The sequence below is a fragment of the Nitratireductor aquimarinus genome (assembly GCF_017255295.1).
Classification (GTDB): domain Bacteria; phylum Pseudomonadota; class Alphaproteobacteria; order Rhizobiales; family Rhizobiaceae; genus Nitratireductor; species Nitratireductor aquimarinus.
Window position 1 is genome coordinate 457,953 of the sequence record NZ_JAFKDE010000002.1, and the last position, 14,758, is coordinate 472,710.

The following is a 14,758-nucleotide window of genomic DNA, read 5'->3' on the forward strand; positions in this document are numbered from 1 at the left end:
CCTGAGGGAGCGCGGCCGTTTTTTTGTGTCTGCCTGTCTTGCCGGGATCAGCGTTTCTTCCCGTCTTTCGCGTTGTTCGGCGGGTCGTTCGGGGGATCGTCCGGGCTGTCGTCATCATCGAACAGGATGCGTTCCGCTGCTCCGTCGAGGTCTTCGTACTGGCCGCTCTTGAGCGACCAGAGGAAGGCGGCAAGGCCGACTGCGCCAAGGAAGAGGGCAATCGGAATGAGAATGACGAGATTGGTCATGCCGCAGCCTCGGCGAGGGGCGCGTTGTGGCCCTGTGTCGGGGCCTTGGCTTCCGCCGGTCCGACCAGACGCCTGTCGGTGCGCAGGCGCAGCGCATTGCCGATGACGATCAGCGACGACAGCGACATGGCGACCGCCGCCACGAGTGGCGTGACATAGCCAAGCACGGCGATCGGAACGGCCAGCAGGTTGTAGATGATGGCCAGGCCGAAATTCTGACGGATCAGACGGCCGGCGCGGCGCGATACGTCGCGGGCGAGCGGCACGGCCAGCATGTTGTCGCGCAGAAACACGAAATCGGCGGCGTTGCGGCCAATGTCGGCTGCCGTGGCCGGAGCCATGGAGACGTGTGCCGCAGCAAGTGCGGGCGCATCGTTCAGCCCGTCGCCAACCATCAGAACCTTGCGGCCTTCGGCTGCGAGCGCGCGCATCCGGTCAAGCTTCTCGCCGGGCAGGACGCCCGCCTGAAAACGCTCGACGCCGAGTTTCTCGGCAATGTCGCGGACCTGTTCTTCGCTGTCGCCGGAGATGATCTCGATGCTGACGCCATTCTTCTGGAGGAAGGCGACGGCCTTCTTCGCGTCGGGCCGCAGCCGGTCTTCGAAACGGAAGGCGGCCAGCTCTTCGCCATTGCGCGAAAGGACGGTGCCGCCGGCGTCATTCTCATGCGCATCTTCGCGGCCAAGCGACCAGCCTGCGCGGCCAAGCCGCCAGACGGTGCCGCCGGAGCGCGCCTCGATGCCAAGGCCCGGCACCTCCTCGACACTGTCGAAGGCGGTGGTTGCGCGGGCGGAACCCGCAGCGCGCAGAATGGCGCGGGAGAAGGGGTGGCGCGAGTGGGAGGCCACGGAAGCGGCGATGGCGAGAACCTGCGGGTCGATGTCTGCCAGATTGCGCAATTCGGGAATGCCGAGCGTGAGCGTGCCGGTCTTGTCGAACACGGCGGTGTCGATCTGGGCGAAGCGCTCCATGGCCGCGCCGTCCTTCACCATGATGCCGTTTTCAAACAGCCGGCGGGCGGCGACGACCTGAACGATCGGCACGGCAAGGCCAAGCGCACAGGGGCAGGTGATGATGAGAACGGCAATGGCGATGGTAATTGCGCGATGCCAGTCGCCGCTGGCCGCCATCCAGCCCAGAAAGGTGATGAAGGCGGTGGCGTGGACCACCGGCGAGTACAGTGCAGAGGCGCGGTCTGCCAGCCGGCGATAATGCGCGCGGCCACCTTCGGCCGCCTCCATGAGGCGCATCATTTCGGCAAGGAAGGAGGTGTCGGCGGTGGCGGTCGATTCCATCACCAGCGGCTGGGTGAGGTTGAGCATGCCGGCGCGCACATCCGAGCCGGGCTTGACCGGCTGGGGCGCGCTTTCGCCGGTGGCCATGGAGCAATCCAGCTCCGAAGCGCCGGTCATGACCACGCCGTCGACGGGAATGCGTTCACCAGCGGCGACGACCAGCTTCATGCCGGGCGTGACTTCCTGCAGCGGAAGATAATCGCGACCGCCATCCTCGGCGACGACCAGCGCGCCGCGTGGAGCAAGGCGGGCAAGCCCCTTCACGGCGGTGCGGGCGCGTTCGCGCATCACGTGGTCGAGCGTGCGTCCGATCAGAAGGAAGAAGAGGAGCGAGACCGAGGCGTCGAAATAGGCGTGCTGGCCGCTGTTGATGGTCTCATAGATGCTGAGCCCGTAGGCAAGCGATACGCCGAGCGCGATGGGCACATCCATGTTCATGCGCCCGTGGCGCAGCGCGTTCCAGGCGGAGCTGTAGAAGATGCCGCCGGCAAAGACGAGCGCGGGCAGGGCGATCAGCGCGGAGAGCCAGTGAAAGAGATCGCGCGTGCTGTCTTCCGCGCCGGACCAGACCGACACGGACAGAAGCATGATGTTGCTGGCGGCAAAGCCGGAGATAGCCACGGCGCGGATCAGCTGCGACAGGACGGGGTCCTTGCCGGATTCGACGCTGTCGAACAGGTGGGCGGCGTAGCCCAGCCGGTTCAGCGTATCGATGATGGGCGGCAGTTCGCCATCGCGCCACTTCACGCTGACGCGCTTGGTGGAGAGATTGACACGCGCGCCGACAACGCCGTCAAGCTTGCTGAGCGCGCTCTCGATTGTCTGAATGCAAGCACCGCAATGGACGCCGGGCACGGAAAGATCCGTTTGCTTCACGCCTTCGCCGACGGTGCGGCTGGCGAGAAGGATTTCTTCCGAACGCGGCCCGGCATCGCGGGCCTGTTCCGCTTCCAGCGCCATTTCGGTGCCGGGGGCGCAACAGCTCATCTCAGTGCTCCGTCCTTGATGACGATGCGACGTACGTCGCGATAGGGATGGTCGAGACCGGCTTCGGCGGTGATGCTGACGACCCAGGTGCCGTCACCGGGACCATGGTCGACGCCGAAAGCGCCATCGGGGCGGCGCTCAAGCTCGAGCGTCGTGTCTTCGTCCGCCGTCACGGGACGGTGCATGATCAGCTTGACGCCGTCGAGCGGGATCAGGCTGCCGCTGGCATCGGTCAGGCGATAGGTGATCGCGCCGTCCTCAACGATGAGGTCGCCGTTCCAGCCGAGTGCGGCCTGCGCGCGGCCCTCTGCCGCACGCTCGTTGAAGGTCTGGCTCGCCACATAGCTGTTCTTGACGATAAGGCCGGTCCAGCTCGAATTGGCGTAGAAGGCCATGGTCAGGTTCACCGCGATGATGACGCCGAAGAAAGCGATCATGATGGCGAGCATGTGCCACCCGGTGAAGACTTTCTGCTTTTGTGCGCTGCTCATCGTGAGGCCTCCGGAATGTTGAAGCTGGCCCGGTAAACGTCGCTCTCGAAGCTGGCCTTGTCTTCAACAACAAAGCTGAACCTTTCGCCGGCCTCGTCGAGACGGTCCGCAGGCAGGGTGACGAAAATGCGCACTTCACGCAAGCGATCCGGCTCCACGGGCACGGAGGCCGAGCGGCCTTCCGCCTGATCGAGGCCGACCACGTTCATTGTAGCACCCGGCAGGCCGTCGAGCGACAGCACGATTACACGCGGTTCCGGGATCATGTTCAGGAGCTTGACCGTGTAGCCGTTGCGCACGGAGCCGTCGGACAGAAGCACATATTGCGGATTGCGGTCGTGCAGGACGTTCACTTCCAGCCGGTCACGGGTCAGGAGGGCGTAGAGCATGGCGAGACCGACCAGCGACCACGCGCCGAAATAGACGAAGGTGCGCGGGCGGAAGATCTTCTTCCAGCGGAAATGCGCGACCTTGTCGGTCAGGCGACCGTTTTCGTTGCGCACGCGGTCGGGGTTGATCGCGTCGGTGCCGCCGGCGGTGGCGAGCGCCATGTTGGCATTGTAGTCGGAGAGGGTCGCATAGGAGATGAGACCGCGGTCGCGACCGAGCTTGTCCATCACGCCGTCACAGGCGTCGATGCACAGGGCGCAGGTGATGCACTCGAGCTGCTGGCCGTCGCGAATGTCGATGCCCATCGGGCAGACCGCCACACAGGCGTTACAGTCGACGCAGTCGCCAACAGTCTGACCGGCTGCCGCAGCCTTCTTGGCATGGCGGGTGCGGGGTTCGCCGCGCCAGTCATTGTAGGTGACGGTCAGCGAGTTTTCGTCGAGCATGGCCGCCTGAATGCGCGGCCACGGGCACATATAGGTGCAGACCTGTTCGCGCATCAGGCCGCCGAACACATAGGTGGTGGCGGTCAGAACGGCGATGGTGATGTAGGCGACGGGGGCCGCCTGACCGGTCACGAGGTCGATGAGCAGAGCAGGGGCGTCGGCGAAGTAGAACACCCAGGCACCGCCTGTCGCCACCGCGATCAGAAGCCATATCAGGTGCTTGGAAAAGCGCTTGCCGAGCTTGTTGACCGACATGGGCGCGCCATCAAGTTTGATGCGCGCATTGCGGTCGCCCTCAATGGCGCGCTCCACCACGAGGAAGAGGTCGACCCAGACCGTCTGCGGGCAGGTGTAGCCGCACCATGCGCGTCCCACCGTGGAGGTGATCAGGAAGAGCCCGATGCCAGCCATGACGAGCAAGCCCGCGACATAGAAGAATTCCTGCGGCCAGATCTCAATGAAGAAGAAGTAGAAGCGCCGGTTGGCCAGATCCACGAGCACGGCCTGATCGGGTGCGTAGGGGCCGCGATCCCAGCGAATCCAGGGCGTCAGGTAATAGATGCCCAGCGTGACCAGCATGATCAGCCACTTGAACCGCCGGAACTGCCCGGAGGCGCGCTTGGGGAAAATCTTCTTGCGCGCGGCGTAAAGCGATTGCCGCTTGCCGGCGGAGTTTACAGCTTCGGCATCAAGTCGTTCGACGTCGTTGCTGGCTGCATTGTTCGTAACAAGGGTCATTCGGCGGCTCGCAGACTGCTCGGTATTGAAATTTCTAGTCTCTCAGGGTGCACCAGTGCATTGATCCCGATCAAAGCCCTTTTTGCGCGCAGGGAAAGTCGACGTTACGTCGCTGCGACAAAAAACCCGGCCAGATGGCCGGGTTTTTGCTTTCCGTATGGCGCTGCGGCTACTGGCCGCCACCAAGGGAGTAGACGTAGACGGACAGTTGCTTGACCGTCGGATCGCCAAGGCGGGCCTGCCAGGCTGGCATGACGCCGTGCTTCGGCTGACGCACCTGCGCGGCGATTTCCCGCTCGCTGGAACCGTAGAGCCAGATCGCATCGGCCAGGTTCGGCGCACCGAAGGTGATGTCGCCCTGGCCATTGTCGCCGTGGCAGGAAGCGCAGTTGTCGGCGAAGACCTGTGCACCGGCCTCGGCCAGCGCCGGGTCGGACGGCGTTCCGGTGAAGGACACCACATGGGCGGCCACCTGACGGATCTCGTCAGCGCTCAGGATGTCGCCGAAGGCCGGCATTTCGCCGAAGCGGGTGTCGTCGTCGCCAGCAAAGCGCACGCCGTGCGCGATGGTCTGGTGAATCGATTCGATGTCTCCGCCCCACAGCCAGTCATCGTCATTGAGGTTCGGATAACCGGCAGAACCCTGCGCGCCCGAGCCATGGCACTGCGAGCAGTTGACCTTGAACGCGGCGTCGCCTGCTGCGGTCGCAAAGCGGCGCAGCGTCTCGTCGGCGAGAATCTCTTCAAGCGACTTGTCGGCGATGGCCTGACGCAGATCGGCCTGCTGTGCAGAGACCACGTCCATGGTGGTGGAGAACTCGCTGCGGCTCGAATAGCCCAGAACGCCCTGGGTGGCGGAGCTGACCAGCGGCCATGCCGGGTAGGCGACGGTGTAGCCGATCGCCCACACGATGGTGGCGTAAAAGGTCCAGACCCACCAGCGGGGCATGGGGTTGTCGAGTTCCTTGATGCCGTCCCACTCATGGCCGGTGGTCGAGACGCCGGAAACCTCGTCGATATCTTTCTTCTCACTCATCTCAATCGTCCTTAAGCGGGATGCGTGCGGCTTCTTCGGCGCTCTTCTTGCTTCCGGGACGGAAGGCGAAGATGACCACGCCGATGAAGAAGACGGTCATGGCCAGTAGGCCCCAGCTATCTGCGAACTGTCGGAGCGCTGTATAGGCTTCCATGATTTATCCTCCTCACCGATATCCGGCCGTTTCGTCGTAGGTCGAGAAATCAACCAGCGTGCCGAGCATCTGCAGATAGGCGATCAGCGCGTCCATCTCCGTCAGCGCGTTGGGGTTTCCGTCGAAATCACCCAGAACGGCCTTGGGATAGCGTTCTTCGAGCCCGGACGTATCCGCATTCGGATCAGCCTGGGCGCGAATGTCCGCATTGGCGTTGAGCACCATTTCTTCCGTGTAGGGCACACCCACGCGCTGATTGGCGATGAGCTCGGTCGAGAAATCGTTGATCTCGAGCGGGGTGTCCTTGAGGAAGGCGTAGCTCGGCATGATCGATTCCGGCACCACGGAGCGCGGCTCGATCAGATGGTCGACGTGCCACTCGTTGGAGTAGCGGCCACCCACACGGGCCAGATCCGGGCCCGTGCGCTTCGATCCCCACTGGAAGGAGTGATCGTACATCGATTCCGCCGCCAGGCTGTAATGGCCGTAACGCTCCACCTCGTCGCGGAACGGACGGATCATCTGGCTGTGACAGGTGTAGCACCCTTCACGGACATAGATGTTGCGTCCGGCCAGCTCCAGCGGCGAGTAAGGGCGCATGCCCTCCACCTTCTCGATCGTGTTCTCCAGATAGAAGAGAGGCACGATCTCGACGATGCCGCCGACGGTAACCACGAGGAACGATCCCACCAGGAGCAGTGTGGCGTTCTTTTCGATGATCTTGTGTTTGTCCAGCAATGCCATCGTGTGGGCTCCTTAACCGGCGTTTTGAATGGTGGCTGCGGGCTGTACGACAGTGCCGCCGATCGGCTCTTCCTCGCGCTGGTGGCCGAGGATGGTCATGGCCAGGTTGTAGGCCATGACGATGCCACCGAGCAGGAAGAGCACGCCGCCGAGTGCGCGCAGCACGTAGTAGGGGTGCATTGCAGCCACGGTTTCGGCGAAGGAGTAGACCAGGAAGCCCTGAGAGTCGTACTCGCGCCACATCAGACCCTGCTGGATGCCGGAGACCCACATCACGGCCGCATAGACCACGATGCCGAGGGTGGCGAGCCAGAAGTGCCAGGTGACGAGCCGCAGCGAGTAGAGACGCTCGCGGTGCCACAGCTTCGGAACCAGATAGTAGAGTGCGCCGAAGGTGATCATGCCGACCCAGCCGAGCGCACCGGAATGCACGTGACCGATGGTCCAGTCAGTGTAGTGCGACAGCGAGTTGACGGCCTTGATGGACATCAGCGGACCTTCGAAGGTGGACATGCCGTAGAAGGCAACGGCCAGAACCATCATGCGGATGATCGGGTCGGTGCGCAGCTTGTCCCATGCGCCCGAAAGCGTCATCAGACCGTTGATCATGCCACCCCAGGACGGCATCCACAGCATGATCGAGAAGACCATGCCCAGCGTCTGCGCCCAGTCGGGCAGGGCGGTGTAGTGCAGGTGGTGCGGACCGGCCCAGATGTACAGGAAGATCAGCGCCCAGAAGTGAATGATCGACAGACGGTAGGAGTAAACCGGACGGTCGGCCTGCTTCGGAATGAAGTAATACATCATGCCGAGGAAGCCGGCGGTCAGGAAGAAGCCCACCGCGTTGTGGCCGTACCACCACTGGGTCAGTGCGTCCTGAACGCCGGCAAAGAGCGAGTAGCTCTTGGAACCGAAGGGCGAAACGGGAACAGCAAGGTTGTTCACGATGTGCAGCATCGCGATGGTCACGATGAAGGACAGGTAGAACCAGTTGGCCACATAGATATGTGGCTCCTTGCGCCTCATGATCGTGCCGAAGAAGACGATGAAATACGCCACCCAGACAATGGTGAGGAACAGGTCCACATACCATTCCGGCTCGGCGTATTCACGGCTCTGGGTGATGCCCAGAAGATAGCCGGTTGCCGCCATGACGATGAAGAGCTGATAGCCCCAGAACACGAACCAGGCCAGGTTGCCGCCAAACAGGCGCGCCCGGCTCGTGCGCTGCACCACGTAGAACGAGGTGGCGATCAGCGCGTTGCCGCCGAAGGCGAAGATAACGGCCGAGGTGTGCAGCGGCCGGGTGCGGCCGAAGTTGAACCACGGTTCGATGTTCAAATCCGGGTAGGCAAGCTGGAGCGCCACGATGACGCCAACCAGAAAGCCGACAACGCCCCAGAATGTCGTTGCGATGACGCCGTACCGTATCGGACCGTCCATATAGCCGTCGGTGTCGGCCTTGAGCGGTATCGATGCCGCGCCCTCGGGCGCAAAGCTGGTGTTGCGCATCAACACGATCGCCGATCCCAGCAGGACAAAGAACAGAACCCACATATGGGCCTGAAAAGCTGAATCCTGCGCCAGACCCGCAGCGGCCAGAGCTGCAAAAGCAGCCAGGCCGACCAATACGATCTCGGTGCCAAATCTCATTGCTGTTTCCCCAATCCAGAAAAGCTCGCGGGAATCCGTTCCCCGATTCCCACATTCAACGCATCTCTTAACGGGAACCGAACTGCCTTGATCTGCGTCAAAGCTGCGCGCCCCCAGCCATGAAAAACAGTTTCCGTTCATTATGAGGGATGGTCAACATGCAGCGCGCAGGCGAACAGATCACCGGGACAGTGCCGGCAACCCGTTATTCAGAAGCGGTTCCGCGCTATACGAGCTATCCGACGGCCCCGCATTTCCATGCAGGAATCGGCGCAGAAACCTTCCGTGGATGGCTGCAACAGACGGGCAGCAGCGACGACGTGTCGCTCTATGTACACATCCCTTTTTGTGATCGGCTGTGCTGGTTCTGCGCCTGCCACACGAAAATGACCCGCCGTTACGAGCCGGTCGCGGCGTTTCTGGACGCGCTCCTTAGTGAAATAAAGACTGTGGGAAACGTGCTGGATGGCAATGGGCGCATCCGCGCGCTCCATTTCGGCGGCGGCTCGCCTACCATGCTCCGGCCCGAAGACGTGCTGCGGCTGGGCGCGGCGCTGAAAGACGCCTTCAACTTCGCCGATGATGCGGAGATCAGTGTCGAACTCGATCCCAACGATATGGACGATGCGCGGTTCGACGCGTTTGCGGCAATCGGCATGACGCGCGCCAGCCTTGGCGTGCAGGATTTCGACCCGAAGGTGCAGACGGCCATCAATCGCGAGCAGACCTTTGAACAGACCAGGGGCGTTGTGGATGGCGTTCGCGCGCGCGGCGTGCACTCGGTCAATCTGGACCTGCTCTACGGCCTGCCGCACCAGACGCTTGAAAGCGTGGCCGATACGATCAGGCAGGCGCTGACGCTTTCGCCGGATCGCATCGCGCTTTTCGGCTATGCGCATGTGCCCTGGTTCAAGAAGCACCAGACGATGATCGACGAGGCGTTTCTTCCGGGGCCGGAAGAGCGCTTTGCGCAGCAGCAGGAAACGGCGCGCATCATCCGCGAGGCGGGATATCAGACCATCGGGCTCGATCATTTCGCAAAGCCGGACGATCCGCTGGCGGTGGCTGCGCGGGAAGGGCGGCTGTTCCGCAATTTCCAGGGCTATACGGAAGATGCCTGCCGGACGCTGATCGGGCTCGGGCCTTCATCGGTGTCGCGCCTGCCGCAGGGCTATGCGCAGAACACGCCGGCGACTGCGAATTACGAGCGCATCGTCAGCGAAGGCGGTCTGGCCACGGCGCGGGGCATCGCGCTCAGCGAAGAGGATCAGGCGCGGGCCTGGGTGATCGAGCGGCTCATGTGCGACTTCGCCTTTTCGGGCGAAGAGGCAATCCGGCTATTCGGCGAATGCGGGCGGCGGATCGTGAGCGAGGCGCGTCAGGCGGACGAAGAGGCCGGACTGGTGGAAGATGGCGGCACCTTCAGCCTGCGTGACGAGGCGCGGCCGCTGGTGCGTTCGACGGCTGCGCTGTTCGACCAGTATCTGAAGCGTGGCGGCGCGCGCCACTCTGCTGCCGTGTGACCGACGCGCGGCTTGTTGCGTCAGCGCAATGAACCGTGGCCCGAAGGCCGCTATCCTGCGTGTCGAAGCCATCGAGCTGAATGCCTGAGTGGAGGATGTTTCGGTCTGGAGGAGGCGACGATGCGACAGACGCATTTGCGTGCCGGGATGACGCTTGAGGAGATCATGGAGCGCTGGCCGGACACGGTCGCGGTGATGCTGAGCCATCACATGCTGTGCGTGGGGTGCCCGATTACCGCGTTTCATTCGGTGAGCGACGCCTGCCAGGAACATGGCATCGATGAAAAGGCGTTCAGGCGTGAGCTGGAACTGGCAATCACGGAGGGCTGACGGATTCTGACCCCAGGGTCAGGACCCTAGCTCTCCTTGCGGGCCTCGGCTTTCAGGAGCAGGCGGTGCGGGCTGATCACCACGACGCGCTTGCGGCCACCGCGAACGATGCCGTCCTTCTCCCATGCCTGAAGGACGCGGCTGACCGTGTGCAGCGTCGCGCCGGTCATCTCCGCGATGTCCTGCCGGGTGATCGGAAAGTCGATCTCCACCCCTTCGGCGGTCTTGCGTCCGGTCTGCTTGACGAGGCGCAGGAGAGCATGGGCCACCCGCTGCTCGACCTGCTCGGTCGACATTTCGACAACGCGCGTATGCGCGTCCTGCAGACGGCCGCCGACGGTCTTGTAGGTGTTCGCGCCAAGTGAAGGGAAGCGTGCGGTCAGTTCGTCCCATTTCGCGTTGGGCCAGGCGAGCGCCACGCATTCTGCTGCGGCGACAGCGGACGCCGGATAGGTGCTGCGGCCAAGGGCGGCTGCGATGCCGAACAGTTCGCCGACGCTGATATAGCGCACGATCACCTGTTGCCCCTCGGGCGTTGAGCGAACCACGCGAATGTGGCCATCGAGCAGGACGTAAAACGATTCCGCTTCATCGCCCTGGGCGAAGACTGTCGCGCCTTCGGAATAGCGCAGGGGCTGGGCATAGCCCAGAAGCGTCTCCAGCTCCCGGCGCTCCAGCCCCGAAAAGCTGGGCAGATCGGCAATCAGCGAAGGGTCGAGGCCCGGCATTTGCAACTCCGCGTTCAAAATCGCGCTTTTTTTAGACCGTCTTTGCGCTAGCGCAAATTCTCGCGGCGCGAAAGCCGCTAGAAAAACACTCAGAGAGCCACCCAAAAGGATATCCAACGGCTCTTCATGAGATGCTGCTGCGACAACCAGCGGCGGTGCGCACCGGCCAGTCCGGTAGCGTCGACGCAGCAGCCGGCCGGACGGAATGGGGGAAGCATCCGTCCGGCCCTAGCTTTTCAGGAGTTGGCGATGGCTGTACCGAGATTGCGGGCCTATGAGGGGCCGGCGGTGTTGTCCTATGGGTTTCGGCCCTTCTTCCTTCTGGGCGCAGCCTATTCGGGCCTCTCCATTCTCGCCTGGTTGCCCATCTATATGGGGCTTCTTGAAACGCGCAGTCTTTTCCTGCCGGTCGACTGGCATGTGCACGAGATGCTGTTCGGCTTTCTGGCGGCTGTCGTCGCCGGCTTTCTGCTCACCGCCATTCCCAACTGGACCGGGCGGCTGCCCGTGCAGGGAACGCCGCTCGCGGTTCTGGTCGCGCTGTGGATCGCGGGGCGGGTGGCCATCTACTATTCCGCATCGCTTGGATGGTGGCAGGCCGCCATCATCGACAATGCGTTTCTCGTGGCGCTGACGCTGGCGGCTGTGCGCGAAATCGTTGCCGGCCGCAACTGGCGCAATCTCAAGGTGCTGATGCCGCTTGCGGTTCTTCTGCTCGCCAACATCCTGTTTCATGTCGAGGTGCAGACGGCAGGGATCTCCGATGTGAGCCGCCGGCTTGGCCTTGGCGCAGCCATTGTCCTGATCATGATCATCGGCGGGCGCATCATTCCGAGCTTCACCCGCAACTGGCTGGTGCGCGAAAATCCCGGGCGTCTACCCGTGCCGTTCGGGCAATATGACGTCGCGTCGCTCGTCGTTTCAACGGCGGCGCTTACTCTGTGGGTGTTTCTGCCCGAGGCGCTGCTGACGGGCGTTCTGCTTGCAATCGCCGCAGTCTCGCAGGCCGTTCGCCTGACGCGCTGGGCCGGTGAGCGCACCGTGCGGGACGCGCTGGTGCTCATGCTGCACATCGCCTATGCCTTCGTGCCCTTCGGTCTCGGGCTGCTGGCGCTCTCGGCGCTGTTGCCCGAGAGCGTGCCGCAGGCCGCCGGGTTTCATGCGCTCGGCGGCGGCGCCATTGGCGCGATGACGCTGGCGGTCATGATGCGCGCGACGCTGGGGCACACCGGGCGCATGCTGAAGGCCGGACTGGCGGGAGGCGTGATCTTCGGTGCTGTCTGCGTGGCCGCAATCGTGCGCGTCTGGGCTGCTTTCGAGCCGGGACTGGCCTGGGTTCACATTTCCGGAACGGCCTGGATGATCGCGTTTCTCGGGTTTGCGCTGCTCTACAGCCCGGCGCTGCTCAGGGCGAGGCGTTCGTCCTGAGGCTCTTCCTCAAGGCGCGTCATTTTATCGAAGAGAACTGCGTTCGGGCAGAAGGACGGCGGCTGGCGTTTTGTTTCTCCGGCAGTTGCCGCCAGCCAGCCCTGACAGGAATCGGCATTGCGGCAGCGGGCGCAGGTGCGAACGGCCGAGGCGAGCGTCAGGCCAAGGCGATCGGCAGCGAGCCGCTGCAAATCCACATCGCAGCGGTCCATCATCTTGCCCATCAATTTGGCATGCGTTTCAATTTTCTGGGACAAGCGTTTCATTTCCGACTCCAAACATTAATCGGAGACTATCACCCGTTACGATACAGTGCGCTTTGCGCTGGATCAAACAGTTGGCAATTGTGCCATGGCCGAGGCTTGCAGTGACACGCACGTGCGGAAATAATGCGCACCACAAACGAACCCGTTGCGGAAGGGGCAATCTTGGGTCACGATTTCGATATTGCTGAACCGGCGCGCCGCACCGGGGTGCCGGGCTATGTCGTTGCCATGGGCGGCAGTCTGATCCTTCTGGCCGCCCGCCTGTGGATGGGGCCGGCGTTCAGCGGCATCTGGATCATTTTCCTTGCATCGCTCACGGCCCTTTACGCCGCGATCCTTGGCGGGCGTGTTGCCGGAATTGTCGCGGTGGCGCTGGTTGCCGGAGCCGTGGCGCTGGTCGGCGTCGTGGACACGCTGCCGCTCTCGCTTCCCGTGTTTGCCGCGCTCATCGCCTTTCTCATCCTTATCGCCCATGTGGGCGCTGCCTATTTCAACGCCGAAGATGCGGGAAAGCTGGTGCGCCAGCAGCTTGCGGCGCGCGACGCGCATCTGAACTCCATTCTCGACACGGTTCCGGACGCCACCGTGGTCATCGACCACAAGGGAACGATGGTGTCGTTCAACCGCGCAGCAGTGCGCCAGTTCGGCTATACGGAAGACGAGGCGCGCGGCAACAATGTGAAAATGCTGATGCCCGAGCCCTATCGCGGGCAGCATGACGGCTATATCGAGCGCTACAAGACCACGGGTGAACGCCGCATCATCGGCATCGACCGCGTGGTGGTCGGTCAGCGCAAGGATGGCTCCACCTTTCCCATGAAGCTCGCTGTTGGCGAGATGAAGAGTGGCGGGCGCACCTTCTTCACCGGTTTCATCCGTGACCTGACCGAGCGTGCGGAAACCGAAGCGCAGATGGAAGAGGTGCAGGCGGAACTGGCGCGTCTTGCCCGCCTCAACGAGCTGGGGGAAATGGCCTCGACCCTGGCGCATGAACTCAATCAGCCGCTTTCGGCCGTCTCCAACTATGTGCAGGGCTGCAAGCGGCTCCTGAACGATCTGGATGACCCCGTGGCCGAGCGCATGCGCGATGCGCTGGAAGAGACGGCGCGGCAGTCGCTTCATGCCGGACAGATCATCCGTCATCTGCGTGAATTCGTCTCGCGTGGTGAGAGCGAGAAGCACCCGGAAGACCTGCAAAAACTGGTCGAGGAGGCCGCCGCACTCGCCCTGATGGGCTCACGCGAGCTCGGCGTGCACACCGTCTTCGAGTTCGAAGCCGGGCTTGGCAGGGTTTTCGTGGACCGGGTGCAGATCCAGCAGATCTTGATCAATCTCATGCGCAATGCCATGGAGGCGATGCGCGAGAGTGACGGTCGCGAACTCAAGGTGACCGTGGCTTTCAACGAGGAAGGCGATGCCATAGACATTGACGTGTCCGATACGGGAACGGGAGTTCCCGAGGAGATCGCCGAGAACCTTTTCAAGCCGTTCGTTTCATCCAAGAGGGGCGGCATGGGCGTGGGGCTTGCGATCTCAAAGCGGATTGCCGAGGCCCATGGCGGCATGTTGAAACTGATCGTGAGTTCGGGCGAGGGGACGACATTCCGTTTCACGCTGCCCGCAATGGAAGAGCAGGAATTGCAGAATGCCTGATGATGTGGTGATCCATATCGTTGATGATGAAGAGCCGGTGCGCAAATCGCTGGCTTTTCTGCTCACCATGTCCGGGCATGTGGCGCGGGTGCATGAATCGGCAACGGCCTTTCTCAAGGTTGCGCCCGGGCTGCAGAATGCCTGCCTGATCACCGATCTGAGAATGCCGGACATGAGCGGCGTCGAGCTTCTGCAGCGGCTGAACGAGCACGGCGCCATGCTGCCGGCCATCGTCATCACCGGCCATGGCGACGTGCCGATGGCGGTCGAGGCGATGAAGGCGGGCGCGCTCGACTTCATCGAGAAGCCGTTCTCCGACGACACGCTCATGGAGGCGCTTTCCCGCGCGATCTGCGAACTCGACAAGCGGCCACCGGCCGCCGCCGATGCGGCGCTGGTGCGGGGCCGGGTGGAGCAGCTTTCGGAGCGCGAACAGCAGGTGATGCGCCGGATCGTGGCGGGCATGCCCAACAAGACGATCGCCTTTGAACTCGATATTTCCCCGCGCACGGTCGAGGTTCACCGGGCCAATGTGATGTCCAAGATGCAGGCCAGAAACCTGCCGGAACTGGTTCGCATGGTCCTGCAGGCCGGTGATCCGGTCGGCTGATTTCGCCTTTCACTGGGCGTTTTGATCCAACGCAAAGC

Annotated in this window: 15 protein-coding genes; 5 read left to right on the forward strand and 10 right to left on the reverse strand. The window is 63.0% G+C overall.

Annotation, left to right across the window (positions count from 1 at the left end):
- Window positions 1-47: 47 nt before the first annotated feature.
- The 8 genes from ccoS to ccoN all read right to left on the reverse strand — a co-directional run bounded on the left by ccoS (window position 48) and on the right by ccoN (window position 8,182).
- The gene (gene ccoS, locus JYP46_RS02530) at window positions 48-248 is read right to left on the reverse strand and encodes a cbb3-type cytochrome oxidase assembly protein CcoS (protein WP_206547176.1); all 201 of its coding nucleotides are present in this window, start codon (window positions 246-248) and stop codon (window positions 48-50) included.
- Window positions 245-2,530, reverse strand: a complete 2,286-nt coding sequence (locus JYP46_RS02535; RefSeq protein WP_206547177.1) for a cation-translocating P-type ATPase — start codon at window positions 2,528-2,530, stop codon at window positions 245-247. The genes ccoS and JYP46_RS02535 overlap by 4 nt, the downstream gene beginning before the upstream one ends.
- Entirely contained in the window at window positions 2,527-3,021 is a 495-nt protein-coding gene (locus tag JYP46_RS02540) for a FixH family protein (protein ID WP_113154368.1), read from the reverse strand. Before JYP46_RS02540 ends, JYP46_RS02535 begins: the two co-directional genes overlap by 4 nt.
- Window positions 3,018-4,595 carry a cytochrome c oxidase accessory protein CcoG gene (ccoG, locus tag JYP46_RS02545; RefSeq protein ID WP_206547178.1) on the reverse strand — a complete coding sequence of 526 codons (1,578 nt, stop codon included), beginning with the start codon at window positions 4,593-4,595 and terminating at the stop codon, window positions 3,018-3,020. Before ccoG ends, JYP46_RS02540 begins: the two co-directional genes overlap by 4 nt.
- Before the next feature lie 169 nt (window positions 4,596-4,764).
- Window positions 4,765-5,631, reverse strand: coding sequence for a cytochrome-c oxidase, cbb3-type subunit III (gene ccoP, locus JYP46_RS02550; protein WP_206544753.1), 867 nt, complete (start codon window positions 5,629-5,631; stop codon window positions 4,765-4,767).
- Between the two features lies 1 nt (window position 5,632).
- Complete coding sequence (locus JYP46_RS02555) at window positions 5,633-5,785, reverse strand: cbb3-type cytochrome c oxidase subunit 3 (RefSeq protein WP_113154371.1); 153 nt, start codon at window positions 5,783-5,785, stop codon at window positions 5,633-5,635.
- A 12-nt stretch (window positions 5,786-5,797) separates the two neighbouring features.
- On the reverse strand, window positions 5,798-6,529 hold the full coding sequence (gene ccoO, locus JYP46_RS02560; protein WP_113154372.1) for a cytochrome-c oxidase, cbb3-type subunit II: 732 nt from the start codon (window positions 6,527-6,529) through the stop codon (window positions 5,798-5,800).
- A gap of 12 nt (window positions 6,530-6,541) precedes the next feature.
- Window positions 6,542-8,182, reverse strand: coding sequence for a cytochrome-c oxidase, cbb3-type subunit I (gene ccoN / locus JYP46_RS02565; RefSeq protein WP_113154373.1), 1,641 nt, complete (start codon window positions 8,180-8,182; stop codon window positions 6,542-6,544).
- Window positions 8,183-8,340: 158 nt separating this feature from the next.
- Here ccoN and hemN point away from each other — a divergent pair, with 158 nt between their 5' ends.
- Both hemN and JYP46_RS02575 read left to right on the forward strand, forming a co-directional pair.
- Window positions 8,341-9,705 (forward strand): oxygen-independent coproporphyrinogen III oxidase, encoded by a 1,365-nt coding sequence (gene hemN, locus JYP46_RS02570; RefSeq protein ID WP_206547179.1) that lies wholly within the window; start codon window positions 8,341-8,343, stop codon window positions 9,703-9,705.
- Between the two features lie 120 nt (window positions 9,706-9,825).
- Window positions 9,826-10,035, forward strand: a complete 210-nt coding sequence (locus JYP46_RS02575; protein ID WP_206547180.1) for a DUF1858 domain-containing protein — start codon at window positions 9,826-9,828, stop codon at window positions 10,033-10,035.
- A gap of 26 nt (window positions 10,036-10,061) precedes the next feature.
- On the opposite strand, the gene JYP46_RS02580 is transcribed toward JYP46_RS02575, so the two are convergent.
- The gene (locus tag JYP46_RS02580) at window positions 10,062-10,763 is read right to left on the reverse strand and encodes a Crp/Fnr family transcriptional regulator (RefSeq protein WP_206544756.1); all 702 of its coding nucleotides are present in this window, start codon (window positions 10,761-10,763) and stop codon (window positions 10,062-10,064) included.
- Window positions 10,764-11,012: 249 nt separating this feature from the next.
- Here JYP46_RS02580 and JYP46_RS02585 point away from each other — a divergent pair, with 249 nt between their 5' ends.
- A complete protein-coding gene (locus tag JYP46_RS02585; RefSeq protein ID WP_206547181.1) occupies window positions 11,013-12,191 on the forward strand; it encodes an NnrS family protein in 1,179 nt (392 codons plus the stop codon).
- Here JYP46_RS02585 and JYP46_RS02590 read toward each other — a convergent pair.
- A complete protein-coding gene (locus JYP46_RS02590; RefSeq protein ID WP_206544758.1) occupies window positions 12,152-12,469 on the reverse strand; it encodes a DUF6455 family protein in 318 nt (105 codons plus the stop codon). The two genes, JYP46_RS02585 and JYP46_RS02590, sit on opposite strands and share 40 nt — an antisense overlap.
- 216 nt (window positions 12,470-12,685) lie before the next feature.
- Between JYP46_RS02590 and JYP46_RS02595 the strand changes: the two genes are divergently transcribed.
- Window positions 12,686-14,110: a PAS domain-containing sensor histidine kinase gene (locus tag JYP46_RS02595; RefSeq protein ID WP_390881194.1), complete on the forward strand. Its 1,425-nt coding sequence runs from the start codon at window positions 12,686-12,688 to the stop codon at window positions 14,108-14,110.
- Window positions 14,103-14,720 (forward strand): response regulator FixJ, encoded by a 618-nt coding sequence (fixJ, locus tag JYP46_RS02600; protein WP_113154377.1) that lies wholly within the window; start codon window positions 14,103-14,105, stop codon window positions 14,718-14,720. Before JYP46_RS02595 ends, fixJ begins: the two co-directional genes overlap by 8 nt.
- The last annotated feature ends 38 nt before the right edge of the window (window positions 14,721-14,758 follow it).